This is a genomic window from Streptococcus shenyangsis, from assembly GCF_006385785.1.
In the GTDB taxonomy this organism is placed as follows: domain Bacteria; phylum Bacillota; class Bacilli; order Lactobacillales; family Streptococcaceae; genus Streptococcus; species Streptococcus shenyangsis.
Window position 1 is genome coordinate 47,945 of sequence record NZ_VFSH01000001.1, and the last position, 18,060, is coordinate 66,004.

At 43.2% G+C, this 18,060-nt stretch carries 7 protein-coding genes; 2 read left to right on the top strand and 5 right to left on the bottom strand.

Annotated features, from left to right (window positions below):
- Nucleotides 1-98 precede the first annotated feature (98 nt).
- Nucleotides 99-3,776: a DNA-directed RNA polymerase subunit beta' gene (gene rpoC, locus FJR77_RS00245; protein WP_000228746.1), complete on the bottom strand. Its 3,678-nt coding sequence runs from the start codon at nucleotides 3,774-3,776 to the stop codon at nucleotides 99-101.
- Between the two features lie 38 nt (nucleotides 3,777-3,814).
- Complete coding sequence (rpoB, locus tag FJR77_RS00250; RefSeq protein ID WP_140832979.1) at nucleotides 3,815-7,420, bottom strand: DNA-directed RNA polymerase subunit beta; 3,606 nt, start codon at nucleotides 7,418-7,420, stop codon at nucleotides 3,815-3,817.
- 436 nt (nucleotides 7,421-7,856) lie between these two features.
- On the opposite strand from rpoB, the gene FJR77_RS00255 reads away from it, so the two are divergent.
- Nucleotides 7,857-9,335, top strand: coding sequence for a M protein trans-acting positive regulator PRD domain-containing protein (locus FJR77_RS00255; RefSeq protein WP_140832977.1), 1,479 nt, complete (start codon nucleotides 7,857-7,859; stop codon nucleotides 9,333-9,335).
- A gap of 114 nt (nucleotides 9,336-9,449) precedes the next feature.
- A complete protein-coding gene (locus FJR77_RS00260) occupies nucleotides 9,450-13,325 on the top strand; it encodes a pullulanase (protein ID WP_140832975.1) in 3,876 nt (1,291 codons plus the stop codon).
- 99 nt (nucleotides 13,326-13,424) lie between these two features.
- On the opposite strand, the gene FJR77_RS00265 is transcribed toward FJR77_RS00260, so the two are convergent.
- The 3 genes from FJR77_RS00265 to bglA form a co-directional block, all read right to left on the bottom strand.
- Complete coding sequence (locus FJR77_RS00265) at nucleotides 13,425-14,474, bottom strand: LLM class flavin-dependent oxidoreductase (RefSeq protein WP_125451117.1); 1,050 nt, start codon at nucleotides 14,472-14,474, stop codon at nucleotides 13,425-13,427.
- Nucleotides 14,475-14,593: 119 nt separating this feature from the next.
- The gene (gene glmS / locus FJR77_RS00270; protein ID WP_140832973.1) at nucleotides 14,594-16,402 is read right to left on the bottom strand and encodes a glutamine--fructose-6-phosphate transaminase (isomerizing); all 1,809 of its coding nucleotides are present in this window, start codon (nucleotides 16,400-16,402) and stop codon (nucleotides 14,594-14,596) included.
- Between the two features lie 191 nt (nucleotides 16,403-16,593).
- Entirely contained in the window at nucleotides 16,594-17,973 is a 1,380-nt protein-coding gene (bglA, locus tag FJR77_RS00275) for a 6-phospho-beta-glucosidase (RefSeq protein WP_125451119.1), read from the bottom strand.
- Nucleotides 17,974-18,060: the final 87 nt, after the last annotated feature.

The window sequence follows — 18,060 nt, forward strand, 5'->3', positions numbered from 1 at the left end:
CTTTGTCAGCTTCTTTCTTTTATTTTACCACATTTCATGGAAAAATGGAGAAAGTTTTCAGAAAAGAGAAAGAGAACCCTAAGGCTCTCTCATCTCTTTTATTCTACTGTTTCTTCCACAGTTTCAACGGCAGTATCCACAACTACTTCTGTTGTTTCTTCGTTTCCTTCTTCCTCTACTGGAGGGTTAAGGTATTCTTCTTCGTTGATAGCATGTGGTTCAAGGTTACGATAACGGGCCATACCAGTACCTGCTGGGATGATCTTACCGATGATAACATTTTCTTTAAGTCCAAGGAGATGGTCTTTCTTACCGCGGATAGCTGCGTCAGTAAGGACACGAGTTGTTTCCTGGAAGGAAGCCGCTGACAAGAAACTGTTGGTTTCAAGTGAGGCTTTGGTAATTCCCATAAGAACTGGGCGACCTGTCGCTGGAACTCCACCTGCGATAAGGACATCTTTGTTGGCATCTGTAAAGTCATTGATATCCATGAGGGTACCCATGAGAAGATCTGTGTCACCTGGATCCATGACACGGACTTTACGGATCATTTGACGAACCATTACCTCGATGTGTTTGTCACCGATTTCTACCCCTTGGCTACGGTAAACTTTTTGTACTTCACCAAGAAGATAAGTTTCAACTGACAAGACATCGCGAACTGCAAGGAGACGTTTCGGTTGGATAGAACCTTCTGTCAGAGCAGCACCACGCGCTACTTGGTCCCCAACTTCGACACGCATACGAGCTGTAAATGGAACGACGTATTCACCTTCGCCAGTTTCACCCTTAACAAAGACTTTCTTAGTACGAGTTGAAGCGTCTTCTTCGATAGCGGTAACTTGTCCTTTAACCTCTGTGATAACCGCTTCCCCTTTAGGATTGCGGGCTTCAAAGATTTCTTGGACACGAGGAAGACCCTGAGTGATATCGGTATTTGAGGCAACCCCACCCGTGTGGAAGGTACGCATTGTAAGCTGTGTACCAGGTTCCCCGATAGATTGGGCAGCGATTGTACCAACTGCTTCACCAACTTCAACCGCATCACCAGTCGCCAAGTTGATACCATAACAGTGACGGCAGACTCCGTGACGAGTGTTACATGTAAATACAGAGCGGATAGTCACTTCTTCCACACCAGCATTAACAATTTCACGCGCCTTGTCTTCTGTAATCAACTCATTTGGACCGATAATAACTGCACCAGTTTCTGGATGTTTAACAGTTTTCTTAGTGTAACGACCATTGAGACGCTCTTCGAGAGACTCAATCATCTCTTTTCCTTCTGCGATAGAACGGATCAAGAGACCACGGTCTGTTCCACAGTCATCCTCACGGATGATAACGTCTTGGGCAACGTCAACCAAACGACGAGTCAAGTAACCTGAGTCGGCTGTCTTAAGGGCCGTATCAGTCATACCTTTACGGGCACCGTGAGTTGAGAAGAACATTTCCAATACCGACAAACCTTCGCGGAAGTTTGAAAGGATTGGCAATTCCATGATACGTCCGTTCGGAGCCGCCATCAGACCACGCATACCGGCAAGCTGTGAGAAGTTTGAGATGTTACCACGGGCTCCAGAGTCCATCATCATAACGATTGGGTTCTTCGGATCTTGGTTGGCAATCAAGCGTTTCTCTAATTTTTCACGGGCAGCACGCCATTCAGCTGTAACGGCATTGTAACGCTCGTCGTCTGTGATCATACCACGACGGAATTGTTTAGTAATTTGTTCTACACGTTTATGTGATTCTTCAATGATTTCAGCCTTGTCATCAACGACTGGGATATCGGCAATACCCACTGTCAATCCTGCAAGAGTTGAGTGGTGGTAACCGAGGTTCTTCATACGGTCAAGTAGGGCAGAAGTTTCTGTCGTACGGAAACGTTTGAAGATTTCAGCGATGATATTTCCAAGGTTTTTCTTCTTGAATGGAGGGTTGAGTTCAAGATTGCTGATTGCTTCCTTGATATCTCCACCAAGTGGCAAGAAGTATTTAGCTGGAACGCCTTCTGTCAAGTTGGCATTGTTTGGTTCTTGCAAGTATGGTAGACCCTCTGGCATGATATCGTTGAAGAGGATTTTACCAACTGTTGTAAGCAAGACCTTATGTTTTTGCTCTTCTGTCCAAGGCTTGTTGAGGCTGTCTGTTGCGATACCAACACGTGAGTGAAGGTGAACATAACCATTACGGTAAGCCATAACCGCTTCGTCACGGTCTTTGAAGACCATTCCTTCACCTTCACGACCAGCTTCTTCCATAGTCAAGTAGTAGTTACCCAAAACCATGTCCTGAGATGGAGTAACAACTGGTTTACCATCTTTCGGGTTCAAAATGTGCTCAGCAGCGAGCATCAAGATACGAGCTTCTGCTTGGGCTTCTTCTGAAAGCGGTACGTGGATGGCCATTTGGTCCCCGTCAAAGTCGGCATTATAGGCTTCACAGACAAGCGGGTGCAAGCGAAGGGCCTTACCATCAATCAAGACTGGCTCGAAGGCTTGGATACCCAAACGGTGAAGGGTCGGTGCGCGGTTCAAAAGTACTGGATGTTCTTTAATCACTTCTTCAAGGATATCCCAGATACGCTCATCTCCACGTTCCACCAAGCGTTTAGCTGCTTTGACGTTTTGTACGATATCACGGGCAACGATTTCACGCATAACGAATGGTTTAAAGAGCTCAATCGCCATTTCACGTGGCACACCACATTGGTACATCTTAAGCGTTGGACCAACGGCGATAACGGAACGTCCTGAGAAGTCAACACGTTTACCGAGCAAGTTTTGACGGAAGCGTCCTTGTTTACCTTTAAGCATGTGGCTCAAAGATTTCAGTGGACGGCTACCTGGTCCTGTGATCGGACGACCACGACGACCATTGTCAATCAAAGCGTCAACCGCTTCTTGAAGCATACGCTTCTCATTTTGAACGATGATACCTGGTGCATTCAACTCAAGCAAACGAGCCAAACGGTTGTTACGGTTGATAACACGGCGGTAAAGGTCATTCAAGTCAGATGAGGCAAAACGGCCACCATCCAACTGCAACATTGGACGAAGATCTGGTGGAATAACCGGAAGGATGTTGAGAATCATCCATTCAGGTTTGTTTCCAGACTTGTAAAAGGCATCCAAAACATCCAAACGACGGATTGCTTTGACACGTTTTTGTCCAGTCGCTGTTTTCAACTCTTCTTTGAGTTCAGCAATTTCTTTTTCAAGATCTACTTGTTTTAAAAGGTCTTGGATAGCTTCGGCACCCATCTTGGCAACGAATGATCCATAACCATATTCACGCAAGCGCTCACGGTATTCGCGCTCTGTCATGATAGACTTGTGCTCAAGTGGTGTATCCTTAGGATCAATCACCACATAAGCCGCAAAGTAGATCACTTCCTCAAGGGCACGAGGGCTCATATCAAGGGTCAAGCCCATACGGCTTGGAATCCCCTTGAAGTACCAGATGTGAGATACAGGAGCTTTCAACTCGATATGCCCCATACGCTCACGACGAACTTTCGTACGCGTTACTTCAACCCCACAGCGGTCACAAACAATCCCTCTGTAACGAATGCGTTTGTACTTACCACAAGCACATTCCCAGTCTTTTGTAGGACCAAAGATAACTTCATCAAAGAGACCTTCACGTTCTGGTTTCAAGGTACGGTAATTGATTGTTTCAGGTTTTTTGACTTCTCCATAAGACCATGAACGGACTTTACTTGGAGAAGCTAGGGTGATTTGCATACTTTTAAAACGATTTACATCAACCACTATTTCTTCCCTTTCTATTCTAAGTGAACTGCTTATTCTTATTCAGCAGCTTCTTCTGTTGCTTCCGCTTTTGTTGCTTTCTCAGCTTCTTCAGCTTCAAAGGCTGCTTTAGCCTCTTGTGCTGCTTTTTCGCGGGCTTTTTCAAGGTCATCTACGTGGATGACATCTTCGTCCATTCCTTCATCCAAGTCGCGAAGTTCCACTTCTTGGTCATCTTCGTCTAGGACACGCATGTCAAGACCAAGAGATTGCAATTCTTTGACAAGAACTCGGAAGGATTCTGGAACACCTGGTTTTGGAATTGGTTTTCCTTTTGTAATGGCTTCATAAGCTTTCAAACGTCCGTTGATATCGTCAGACTTGTAAGTCAAGATTTCTTGAAGGACATTTGAGGCACCGTAGGCTTCAAGAGCCCAAACCTCCATCTCACCGAAACGTTGTCCACCAAACTGAGCTTTACCTCCGAGTGGTTGTTGGGTAACGGTTGAGTATGGTCCGACTGAACGCGCGTGCAATTTATCGTCAACCATGTGGTGGAGTTTGATCATGTACATGACACCGACAGAAACACGGTTATCAAACGGTTCCCCAGTACGTCCATCGTAAAGGATTGTTTTGGCATCGCTATCCATACCAGCTTCTTTAACAGTTGACCAAAGGTCTTCAGAACTTGCTCCGTCAAAGACTGGTGTTGCGATGTGAATACCAAGAGTACGAGCAGCCATACCAAGGTGAAGCTCCATAACCTGACCGATATTCATACGTGATGGCACCCCAAGTGGGTTCAACATGATATCGACTGGAGTTCCATCTGGGAGGTAAGGCATGTCTTCTACAGGAACGATACGAGAGACAACCCCTTTGTTTCCGTGACGTCCGGCCATCTTATCTCCGACCTTAATCTTACGTTTTTGAGCGATGTAAACGCGAACCAACATGTTAACACCTGATTGCAACTCATCTCCATTTGCACGTGTAAAGATCTTAACATCACGAACGACACCATCGGCACCGTGTGGTACACGAAGAGAAGTGTCACGTACTTCACGAGATTTATCTCCGAAGATAGCGTGCAAGAGTCGTTCTTCAGCTGAAAGGTCTTTCTCACCCTTAGGCGTTACTTTACCTACAAGGATATCGCCTTCTTTAACTTCAGCACCGATACGGATAATACCCATTTCGTCAAGGTCTTTAAGGGCATCTTCACCAACGTTTGGAATTTCACGAGTGATTTCTTCAGGCCCAAGCTTTGTATCGCGTGTTTCTGATTCGTATTCTTCAAGGTGGACAGATGTGTAGACATCGTCTTTCACCAAGCGTTCGCTCATGATAACGGCATCCTCGAAGTTGTAACCTTCCCAAGTCATGTAGGCAACGATTGGGTTTTGTCCAAGCGCCATTTCTCCATTTTCCATAGAAGGTCCGTCAGCAATGAAATCGCCTTTTTCAACGACATCGCCAACTTTAACAAGCGTGCGTTGGTTGTAAGCAGTACCTGAGTTTGAACGACGGAATTTTTGGATGTGGTAAACGTCCAATGAACCATCTTCACGACGAACTTCTACCTTGTCAGCATCTGCATAGGTAACCTTACCGTCATACTGAGCAATCACAGCAGCTCCAGAGTCGTGGGCCGCTTGGTATTCCATACCAGTACCAACGTAAGGTGCTTGAGGATTGATCAATGGCACAGCCTGACGTTGCATATTGGCTCCCATGAGGGCACGGTTGGAGTCATCGTTTTCCAAGAAAGGAATACATGCTGTCGCAACGGCAACTACCTGTTTTGGGGATACGTCCATATAGTCAACAACATTAGCTGGATACTCTTGGTTGACCCCTTGGTGACGTCCCATGACAACTTTTTCAGCAAATGTTCCATCTTCATTCAGACGAGAATTAGCCTGAGCTACAGTATATTCATCTTCTTCATCGGCTGTCAACCAAACAATTTCGTTCGTAACAACACCTGTTTCACGGTCAACTTTACGGTATGGTGTTTGAACAAAACCATACTTATTCAGGTGTCCATAAGATGACAAGTTATTGATCAAACCGATGTTAGGTCCTTCAGGTGTCTCGATTGGACACATACGGCCGTAGTGAGTGTAGTGCACGTCACGGACTTCATATCCAGCACGGTCACGAGTCAAACCACCAGGTCCTAAGGCTGACAAACGGCGTTTGTGAGACAACTCAGAAAGTGGATTGTGTTGGTCCATGAACTGTGACAACTGTGATGAACCAAAGAATTCTTTCACCGCAGCTGTTACAGGACGGATATTGATAATTTGTTGTGGTGTCAAGACTTCGTTGTCCTGAACAGACATACGTTCACGGACATTACGTTCCATACGAGAAAGTCCAAGGCGTACTTGGTTGGCAAGCAATTCACCAACCGCACGGATACGACGGTTTCCAAGATGGTCGATATCATCTACACGGCCAAGTCCTTCAGCCAAGTTGAGGAAGTAGCTCATCTCAGCAAGGATATCTGCAGGAGTGACGATACGAACCTTGTCATCTGGATTAGCATTACCGATGATAGTTACGACGCGGTCTGGATCAGTTGGTGCAACAACCTTGAATTTTTGAAGAACAACTGGCTCAGTCACAACGGCTGCATCATTTGGAATGTAAACAATCTTGTTCAAGTCGCCATCCAAATGACTTTCAATGCTTTCAATCACACTACGAGTCATGATTGTACCAGCTTCTACCAAGATTTCTCCTGTTTCAGGATCTACCAATGGCTCAGCAATGGTTTGGTTAAGCAAGCGTGTTTTTACATTGAGTTTTTTATTAATTTTGTAACGACCAACTGCTGCTAGGTCGTAACGACGTGGGTCAAAGAAACGAGCCACAAGCAAGCTACGTGAGCTTTCAGCAGTCTTAGGCTCACCTGGACGAAGGCGTTCGTAAATTTCTTTCAAAGCTTCGTCTGTACGAGAGTCCATTGGGTTCTTGTGGATATCTTTTTCAACAGTGTTGCGAACCAATTCGCTGTCACCAAAGATATCAAAGATTTCATCATCTCCTGAAAAACCAAGCGCACGAACCAAGGTTGTAAATGGAATCTTACGAGTACGGTCGATACGAGTGTAGGCGATGTCTTTTGAGTCGCTTTCAAGTTCCAACCAAGCTCCACGGTTAGGGATAACAGTTGAACCGTAACCCACTTTACCGTTTTTATCAACTTTATCGTTAAAGTAAACACCTGGTGAGCGGACCAACTGAGATACAATGATACGTTCACCACCATTAATGATGAAGGTCCCCATTTCTGTCATAATTGGGAAATCACCAAAGAAAACTTCTTGGGTCTTGATTTCGCCTGTTTCTTTATTAATCAAGCGGAAGGTTACAAAAATTGGTGCTGAGTAGCTAGCATCGTGGATACGAGCTTCTTCTAGCGTGTATTTTGGTTCCTTGATTTCATATCCAACAAATTCCAACTCCATTGTGTCTGTGAAGTTTGAAATTGGCAATACATCTTCAAACACTTCCTTCAGACCATGGTCTAGGAAAGCTTTGAATGAGTCAGTTTGAATTTCAATCAAATTTGGTAAGTCAAGAACTTCTTTGATTCTTGAAAAACTACGACGGGTACGATGTTTCCCGTATTGAACGTCATGTCCTGCCAAGATGATTCTCCTTTATAAATAAGTTCCAAGCCTATCAATCAGACTTTTCTAATCGTCATATGGTTGTAAAACCCCTATCACCGTGTCCCTTTGATAATTTTTCAGAATCTTTAAGTCTTTGTTACAAATGCTCGAAATCCTGAAAAAAAGCACAAAAAGAGCAGCTAAATCTGACTTTTTCAGAAGATTTAACTGCTGTGAGCCTTGTCTGGACAATATTTCAGACAAAACCTACGACAAATGATTACTCACATTATACCCTATTTAGCTAGATTTTTCAAGGGGATTGACGATTTTTTGACAAAATCTTTTCCTATACCTATTTTATAAAAAATATAATAAATCTCTGTTTTGCTATTTTATAATAGGTTGTTTTTCTTGACTTTACCAAGCTTTTCTTTTAATATATATGTATAAATATATATGGAGGCCCATTATGAATATTTTGCTTTCTGAAACAGAACAAAATCTGCTAGTGTTACTGGAAGAATTAACCAAACACCATGATTGGATAGAGCTCCCAGTCTTGGCTGAAAAGCTAAATTTTTCAACAGAAGAATTGCAAGAACACATTTTTAAGCTTGAGCAATTATTTCCAAACCTCCTTATTCAATCAACAAAAGAAGGTATTCAGTTGCAGTTTGAAGCCCGAAACTCCTTAGACCCTAGGATTGCTATCTTTGAACAATCTGAAGCCTACTCTTTTTTGAACCGTCTCTTTTTCAAAGAGGGACAATCACTTGACCAAATAAGTCAGGAACTTATGATTGGCTGCGAACAAGTTCAGGAAATCATCCAGCATCTAAATACTAAACTCCCGCAACATTATGGCATCAGCATACAACTTTCCCCTTTAGTCATGAAGGGAATAGAAGAGAACATTCGCGCCTTTTATCTAGACTATTTTAGCCAAAGTTACAGTTTTCTTGATTGGCCCTTTCCGTCTATTTCTGAAGAATCACTCACTCACTTGATTCAGCTATTTCTGAATGCCCAACAAGTTTCACTCACCCTCAGCAGTCTACGGCAAATCAAATATATCCTAGCTATCAATCTAGAGCGGTTTAATATGAATCATTTGATTGAAAATCCTACTCCCCTTTTAACCAGTCACTACAGCTCTCTCATGCAAATTCCGCAGTTTGAACAGGATATCAAAAAGCTGGCTAAAAAACTCCATTTTGAACCTACAAAGAAAACACTGGAACAGCTATTTTCAAACCCAATCAAATCTTTTCAAAGCACAAACAATCCTAACAATGGAGCACTGGGTGATATTCAACATATCCAAAAATCCTACCGTTTATTAAGCCAAATCCTAGAAGAACTGGCCAAAGAATTTCACCTACAGATTGAAAATCGCGAGGAATTGATTTGGCTCCTCCACTACACTGCCCAATCTGATTTCTTCCATTTACTCAGTAACCAGTCTCTCGACAGACAGAAATCCCAAATTTTAAGCAGTTATCAAGTAGAATTTCCAAAACTATTTGAAGTAAGTCAACACAAATTCCAATCTTACCTGACTGAAATGGGGCTAGAAAATCACCCAAGTAAGCTACAAGAACTAGTTTATGCCTTTTCTATCCAAGGGCAACGAATTTTAGTCCAATTACTTCAAAAACTTCCCAAAATACGTGTTTTAGTCATTAGTCATCTGGATAGTCATCACGCACAAAACCTTATCGACACCCTTGCTCACTACGGCAATAATCTCTATCTCTTTGATTCTTGGGAAGAATCTACGATTTCTTTCTCAATTCTCAATCAAATTCCGCACGATATTGTTATCACCACCTTCCCTGTTTCCAATTGTCCGAAACCTATTATTTGTAGTCGAAATCTTTCTACTGCAGAACTATTTCACCACCTCCACCTTTTGGGTTCACAAATTCACAAAGAAAGACTAGCTTAGTCGTAACAGAAAACCTGTTGCGATTTTTCTTTTGTTTTAATTTTAAGAAAACGCTTGCATATTGTTTTACTACATGCTATACTGATATAGAAATTTATTGATTGGAGAATCATTATGAGAAAAACACCATCTCACACTGAGAAAAAAATGGTCTACAGCATCCGTTCCCTCAAAAATGGAACTGGCTCTGTCCTTATCGGCGCAAGCTTTGTCTTACTTGCCATGGCTACACCAACTATCTCAGCCAACGAAACCACAACAGCTAGTGCTGAAGCGACCAACACTATTACTCAACCTCTTACTGATACAGCAGACATCGCTGGAAAGAACGAAAGCGATTTTTCTTCATCTAACAGTGCAAACGCTTCCCTAGAGAAAAAAGAAGAAAAACCTGCAACAGAGGCAACCACTCCTGCTGCAACTCCCGCCGATTCAGCACCACAAACTGGGCAAGATCGTTCAAATGAGCCAACTACTTCTACGAGTCCAGTAGCAACTGAAACTAAGGCAGAAGAGCCAATCGAAGACAATTACTTCCGTATCCACGTCAAAAAACTTCCTGAAGAAAACAAGGATAGTCAAGGACTATGGACTTGGGATGATGTTGAAAAACCTTCTGAAAACTGGCCTAACGGAGCCTTGTCCTTTAAGGATGCCAAAAAAGATAACTACGGCTACTACCTAGATGTCAAATTAAAGGGAGAACAAGCCAAAAAAATTAGCTTCCTCATCAATAATACAGCTGGAAAAAATCTAACCGGCGATAAATCGGTAGAAAAACTGGCACCAAAGATGAATGAGGCTTGGTTGGACCAAGATCACAAGGTTTTCTCTTACGAGCCACAACCTGCAGGAACTATTCGCGTCAACTACTACCGTACAGATGGCAACTATGACAAGAAATCTCTCTGGTACTGGGGAGATGTGAAAAATCCAAGTAGTGGTGAATGGCCTAACGGAACAGACTTTACGGCTACAGGCAAATATGGTCGCTATATCGATATTCCACTCAAGGATGCAGCTAAAGATCTTGGATTTTTATTACTAGACAGAAAGAAACAAGGAGACGATGTGAAAATCCGTAAAGAAGATTATAAATTCACAGATTTGAAAAATCATAGCCAAATTTTCCTAAAAGATGATGACGAAACCATCTACACCAACCCCTACTATGTGCACGATATCCGCATGACAGGAGCTCAACACGTAAGAACTTCTAGCATTGAAAGTAGTTTTTCAACACTTGTCGGTGCTAAAAAAGAAGATATCCTCAAACACTCCAACATCACTAATCATCTAGGAAACAAAGTAACTATCACTGATGTTACAATCGATGAGGCTGGTAAGAAAGTGACCTACAGCGGAGATTTCTCTGACACAAAACATCCTTATACCGTTAGCTACAACTCTGACAAATTCACTACCAAAACAAGCTGGCGCCTGAAAGATGAGACTTACAGCTATGATGGTAAACTTGGAGCTGAACTCAAAGAAGAAGGAAAACAGGTTGATTTAACTCTCTGGTCACCAAGTGCTGATAAGGTTTCTGTTGTTATCTACGACAAGAATGACCCTGAAAAAGTAGTTGGAACTGTCGCTCTTGAAAAAGGGGAAAGAGGAACTTGGAAACAAACTCTAGATAGCACAAACAAACTAGGCATCACAGATTTCACTGGCTACTATTATCAATACCAAATCGAGCGTCAAGGTAAAACTGTTCTTGCACTCGATCCTTACGCTAAATCCCTCGCTGCTTGGAATAGTGACGATGCTAAGATTGACGATGCCCATAAAGTGGCTAAAGCTGCCTTTGTAGATCCAGCTAAACTAGGACCTCAAGACTTGACTTATGGTAAGATTCGCAACTTCAAATCGCGCGAAGATGCTGTCATCTATGAAGCTCATGTGCGTGATTTCACTTCAGATCCTGCCATCGCAAAAGATTTGACTAAGCCATTTGGTACTTTTGAAGCCTTTATCGAAAAACTAGACTACCTCAAAAATTTGGGTGTAACCCACATCCAGCTCCTTCCAGTCTTGTCTTACTACTTTGTCAATGAGTTGAAGAACCACGAACGCTTATCTGACTATGCTTCAAGCAACAGCAACTACAACTGGGGATATGACCCTCAAAACTACTTCTCCTTGACTGGTATGTACTCAAGCGATCCTAAGAATCCAGAAAAACGAATCGCAGAATTCAAAAACCTCATCAACGAAATCCACAAACGTGGCATGGGAGCCATCCTGGACGTAGTGTATAACCATACAGCCAAAGTCGATATCTTTGAAGATTTGGAACCAAACTACTATCACTTTATGGATGCCGATGGAACACCTCGAACTAGCTTTGGTGGTGGACGTTTGGGGACAACTCACCACATGACCAAACGCCTCCTAGTTGATTCTATCAAATATCTAGTTGATACCTACAAAGTGGATGGATTCCGCTTCGATATGATGGGAGACCATGACGCCGCTTCTATCGAAGAAGCTTACAAGGCTGCACGCGCCCTCAATCCAAACCTCATCATGCTAGGTGAAGGTTGGAGAACCTATGCTGGTGATGAAAATATGCCTACTAAAGCTGCTGACCAAGATTGGATGAAACATACCGATACTGTCGCTGTCTTCTCAGACGACATCCGTAACAACCTCAAGTCTGGTTATCCAAACGAAGGTCAACCTGCCTTTATCACAGGTGGCAAACGTGATATCAATACTATCTTCAAAAATCTCATTGCTCAACCAACCAACTTTGAAGCTGACAGCCCTGGAGATGTCATCCAATACATCGCAGCCCATGATAACTTGACCCTCTTTGACATCATCGCCCAATCTATCAAAAAAGACCCAAGCAAGGCTGAGAACTATGCTGAAATCCACCGTCGTTTGCGACTTGGAAATCTCATGGTCTTAACAGCTCAAGGAACTCCATTTATCCACTCTGGTCAGGAATATGGTCGCACCAAACAATTCCGTGACCCAGCCTACAAGACTCCAGTAGCAGAGGACAAACAACCAAACAAATCTCACTTGTTGCGTGATAAGGACGGCAATCCATTTGACTATCCTTACTTCATCCATGACTCTTACGATTCTAGCGATGCTGTCAACAAGTTTGACTGGACTAAGGCTACAGATAGAAAAGCATATCCTGAAAATGTCAAGAGTCGTGACTATATGAAAGGGTTGATTGCCCTTCGTCAATCTACAGATGCCTTCCGACTTAAGAGTCTTAAAGATATCAAGGACCGTGTCCACCTCATCACTGTCCCAGGCCAAAATGGTGTGGCAAAAGAGGATGTAGTGATTGGCTACCAAATCACTGCTCCAAACGGAGATATCTACGCAGTCTTTGTCAATGCGGACGAAAAAGCTCGTGAATTTAATTTGGGAACTGCCTTCGCCCACCTCAGAAATGCTGAAGTTTTAGCAGATGAAAACCAAGCAGGACCAGTTGGAATTGCCAACCCGAAAGGACTTGAATGGACTGAAAAAGGCTTGAAATTAAATGCCCTTACAGCTACTGTTCTTAGAGTCGCTCAAGGCGGTGCCAGCGTTGCCCCAGCTGTGGAAGAAAAACCAGAATTTGACCTTTCTAGCTTAAAACAAGAACACGGTCAAAATAACGGCCAAGACAATATGTCAAACCGAGTAGACAAACCGGAACAGCAAACTCCAGCTCCACAAACTAAACCTGATTCTGCAAAACCGGATGCAAAAGTAGCTAATGTGGAAAATAAACCTAGCCAAGCTACAGCTGATTCACAAGCTGAACAAGAAGCACAAGCATCATCTGTAAGTGAAGCTATTCAAAACGAAGCTGTAGAAAACTCTAGCAAGGAAAATATACCTGCAACCCCAGCTAAACAAGCTGAACTTCCAAATACAGGAACCAAAAACGATCACAAACTCCTGTTGACAGGAATCAGCCTCCTTGCCCTTCTAGGTCTCGGGTTCTTGCTCAAAAACAAAAAAGAGAACTAAACTAGCCCTCCTATAGAAAAATCCCCCAAGCATTAAGTCTAGGGGGATTATTTTTTGTACAATATTTGTGGTTATAATACATTTGATTAGTATTTTTTATTAAGCCTCTTTCATGGCAAAATAAGCCCGGACTTTGGGTGCTACTTGCATTCCGAATAGTTCAATAGCTCTCAGGACTTGTTCATGAGGCATGGAACCAAGCGGTAGATGGAGCATGAAGCGGTCCAAGCCTAGATCTTCAATCATGCGAATCAATTTTTCTGCCACCTGATCTGGATTGCCCACAAACATAGCACCATTTGGCCCAACTTGCTCCAAATATTGCTCATAACGCAATTCCTGCCAGTGCGGACGGTCTTTGGAAATAGCATCCACCACTTGCTTGGTCGGATGGAAATAATCTTTCACCGCTTGCTCGCCATCATCAGCAATCCAACCCCAAGAATGGGCTCCAACCTTTAGTTCATGACTGGCATGACCCGCTTCGCTCCCAATCTCACGATAAGCCTGAATCAACTTTTTAAAATAACGCGGATTGCCACCAATAATGGCATAAACAATCGGTAGACCTGCCTGAGCAATCTTCACAGTTGATTCGACATGACCACCTGTCGCTATCCACAAGGGTAATTTTTCCTGAACTGGACGAGGATAAACTTCTTGGCCAGAGATTGTTTGAGTCAATCGCCCTTTCCAGTCTAGCCTTGTTTTTTCATTGACTAACTGGAGCAAGTCTAATTTCTCATCAAAAAGGGCTTCGTAGTCTTTCAAATCATAGCCAAACAGAGGAAATGATTCCGTGAAAGAACCCCTTCCAGCCATAATCTCCGCACGTCCATTTGACAAAGCATCGATAGTGGCATATTGTTGGAACAAACGAATCGGGTCCATGCTCGAGAGAATGCTGACTGCACTGGTCAAACGAATTTTCTTGGTATTGACTGCCCCAGCTGCCAGAACAATCTCTGGCGCAGATACTGCAAAATCCGCTCGATGGTGCTCACCAATCCCATATACATCCAAACCAACCTTGTCAGCTAGCTCAATCTCTGCCAGCAACTGGCGAATACGTTCGGCATGACTGTAAGTTTGCCCAGTCCCTTCAAGCTCCGTTGTTTCCCCAAATGTTGAAATTCCCAATTCTACCATTGTGATTCTCCCTGTCTATTTCTGTCCTTCAATTTGAAAAATTATTCTAACACGAATCTTGAGTACAAGCAACCGATTTGCTCACAAGAAAAAGCCTAGATAAACTAGACTTTTTAAGCTTATTCTACCGTTACTGACTTAGCAAGGTTACGTGGTTTATCCACATCAAGCCCACGGTGCAGGGTTGCGAAGTAAGCGACTAATTGCGTTGGCACGACCATTGAAATTGGTGAGAGGTATGGATGTACGGTCGTAAGAACGATGTCGTCTGTATCTTTGGCAACATTTTCTTCTGCTATAGTGAGGACTTTGGCACCACGGGCTGCCACCTCTTGGATATTTCCACGAGTGTGGTTGGCAAGGACTGGATCTGACAAGAGAGCCAAGACAGGCGTTCCTTCTTCAATCAAGGCAATAGTTCCGTGCTTGAGTTCTCCTGCCGCAAAGCCTTCACACTGGATGTAAGAAATCTCTTTGAGCTTGAGACTTGCTTCCATGGCTACGTAGTAATCTTGGCCACGTCCGATGTAAAAGGCATTGCGAGTTGTTTCAAGGAGCTCACGAACCTTGGCTTCGATGGTTTCTTTCTCTGAAAGAGTTGATTCAATAGACTGAGCTACGATTGACAACTCATGAACTAAATCAAATGCTTGCGCTTTGGCATTGCCATTTGCTTCTCCGACTGCTTTTGCAAGGAATGCAAGGGCTGCAATTTGTGCTGTATAGGCTTTAGTTGATGCCACGGCAATTTCAGGACCCGCGTGAAGAAGCATAGTATGGTTAGCTTCACGTGACAGAGTTGATCCTGGCACATTTGTCACTGTCAAACTTGGAATACCCATTTCATTGGCCTTAACCAAAACCTGACGGCTATCCGCTGTTTCACCAGACTGGCTGATAAAGATGAAGAGTGGTTTCTTGCTGAGAAGTGGCATACCATAGCCCCACTCAGATGAGATTCCAAGTTCAACTGGCGTATCTGTCAATTCTTCCAGCATCTTCTTAGAAGCAAATCCTGCGTGGTAAGATGTTCCAGCTGCAAGAATGTAGATGCGGTCTGCGTCTTGAACAGCCTTGATGATAGCTGGATCAACGACTACTTGACCAGACTCATCTGTGTAGGCTTGGATGAGTTTACGCATCACTGTTGGTTGCTCATCAATTTCCTTAAGCATGTAGTAAGGATAAGTTCCCTTACCGATATCAGACAAGTCAAGTTCAGCAGTGTAGCTAGCACGCTCACGACTATTACCATCATAGTCTTGAACTTCCACGCTATCAGCCTTGACGATTACCAACTCTTGGTCATGAATTTCCATGTACTGGTTGGTTTCACGAATCATAGCCATGGCATCTGAGCAGACCATGTTATAGTCTTGTCCAAGACCAATCAAAAGTGGTGATTTATTCTTAGCCACATAGATGACTTCAGGATCTTGTGAGTCAACCAAGGCAAAGGCATAAGAACCACGGATGATGTGAAGAGCTTTTTTGAAGGCTTCAAGAACTGACAAACCGTCTTCTTCCGCAAATTTTCCAATCAAGTGAACGGCGATTTCCGTATCTGTTTGCCCCTTGAAGTGGTGTCCTGCAAGGTATTCTTCCTTGATTTCAAGGTAGTTCTCAATCACCCCATTGTGCACCAAGACAAAACGTTCAGTCTCAGAGCGGTGTGGGTGAGCATTGTCTTCAGTTGGTTTCCCGTGAGTTGCCCAACGAGTATGTCCGATACCAGTTGTTCCCTCCACACCAGCTGTCTTGGCAGACAATTCTGCGATACGACCAACAGCCTTCACCAAATGGTTCTCAGCACCACCTAGGACAAAAATCCCCGCAGAATCATAGCCACGGTATTCGAGCTTTTCAAGCCCTTGAATCAAAATATCAGTTGCATTTGTGTTTCCAACAACACCAACAATTCCACACATAGTATATACGACACAGACCAGCTGTGCTTTCTCCTTAAAATTGGTATAGTCTAATTCCTCTTTTGTAGAATCAGCAAAAACAGTATATACTTGTTTCTTTCACTTGTCAAGAGTAAAAATTGGTATAGTTCAAATTAATCTACTGTAAGCAAAAAACTCTGACCAATTAGAATAATCAGTCAGAGTCCTTTTTAAAATCCATTATTATCGCTTAATTCCTTGAACCAGTGCCCTGATTTTTTCAGACGACGTTCTTGCGTTTCCAAGTCTAATTCGACCAAACCATAGCGATTTTTATAGCTATTGAGCCATGACCAACAATCGATAAATGTCCAAATCAAGTAGCCCTTACAATTAGCTCCGTCTTCAATAGCGCGGTGAAGTTCACGAAGATGACCTTTTACAAAGTCAATACGATAATCATCTTGAATCATTCCATCTTGACGGAATTTTTCCTCTCCTTCAACCCCCATACCATTCTCTGTCAACATCCACTCGATATTACCATAATTTTCCTTGATATTTTGGGCAATGTCATAAATCCCCTGCTCATAAATCTCCCAGCCACGGTGAGGATTGATTTTACGTCCAGGCATCACATAAGGTTCGTAAAAATGTTCTGGCAAGAATGGACTCTCTGGATGCTTAGCAAATCGAGGTGCCATGACGCGCAAAGGTTGATAGTAGTTAACACCGAGGAAGTCCACCGTATTGTCACGAATGAGTTCCAACTCCTCCTCTGTAGCATCAGGCAAGAGCCCATATTCATGCAAGATTTCTACCAACTCCTGTGGATAAGTCCCCAAAACAGACGGATCTAAGAAAGATTGGGCCTGAAAAAGGTCTGCAATACGAGCTGCCTTGACATCAGCAGGATGCTGGCTACGTGGATAAGCCGGTGTCAAGTTGAGGACAATCCCAATCTTAGAGTCAGGCAAGAGTTCATGACAGGCCTTAACCGCCCGACTGCTGGCCAATTGTGTATGATAGGCTACTTTTACCGCTGCTTCTGCATCCACCTTATGTGGATAATGGGCATCGTAAAAATAACCAAATTCTACAGGAACGATGGGCTCGTTAAAGGTAATCCATTGGTCCACCAAATCTCCATAAGTCTCAAAACAGAAACGAGCATAGTCTTCATAGGCTGAAACAGTCTCCTTATTTTCCCAACCATCACCAGCTTCTTGAAGAGCAAAAGGCAAATCAAAATGGTAGAGATTGACTAACAGACGAATCCCCTTAGCCTTAATAGCCTCAAAAACCTTACGATAGAAATCCACACCTTGAGGATTGACTTTTCCACAGCCTTGTGGAAAAATCCGTGACCATTGAATAGAAGTCCGAAAGGCTGTGTGACCAGTATCTAACAAAAGCTCAATATCCTGCTCCCAATTTTCATAAAAGGTCGATGTCTTATCTGGACCAAGCCCATTATAGTAACGATTTGGCTCCACTTGGTACCAATAATCCCAGAGATTATCTCCCTTACCGTCACCAGCTACACGTCCTTCTGTTTGTGGTCCAGAAGTAGAGGATCCCCAGACAAAATCCTTTGGAAATCTTAGCATACATTTACCTCTTTATCTACTCATTTTTCCTATTATACAGAAAAAACAAGGTAAAAACTAGTTACATTTTTTCCTTGTTTTTCTTCT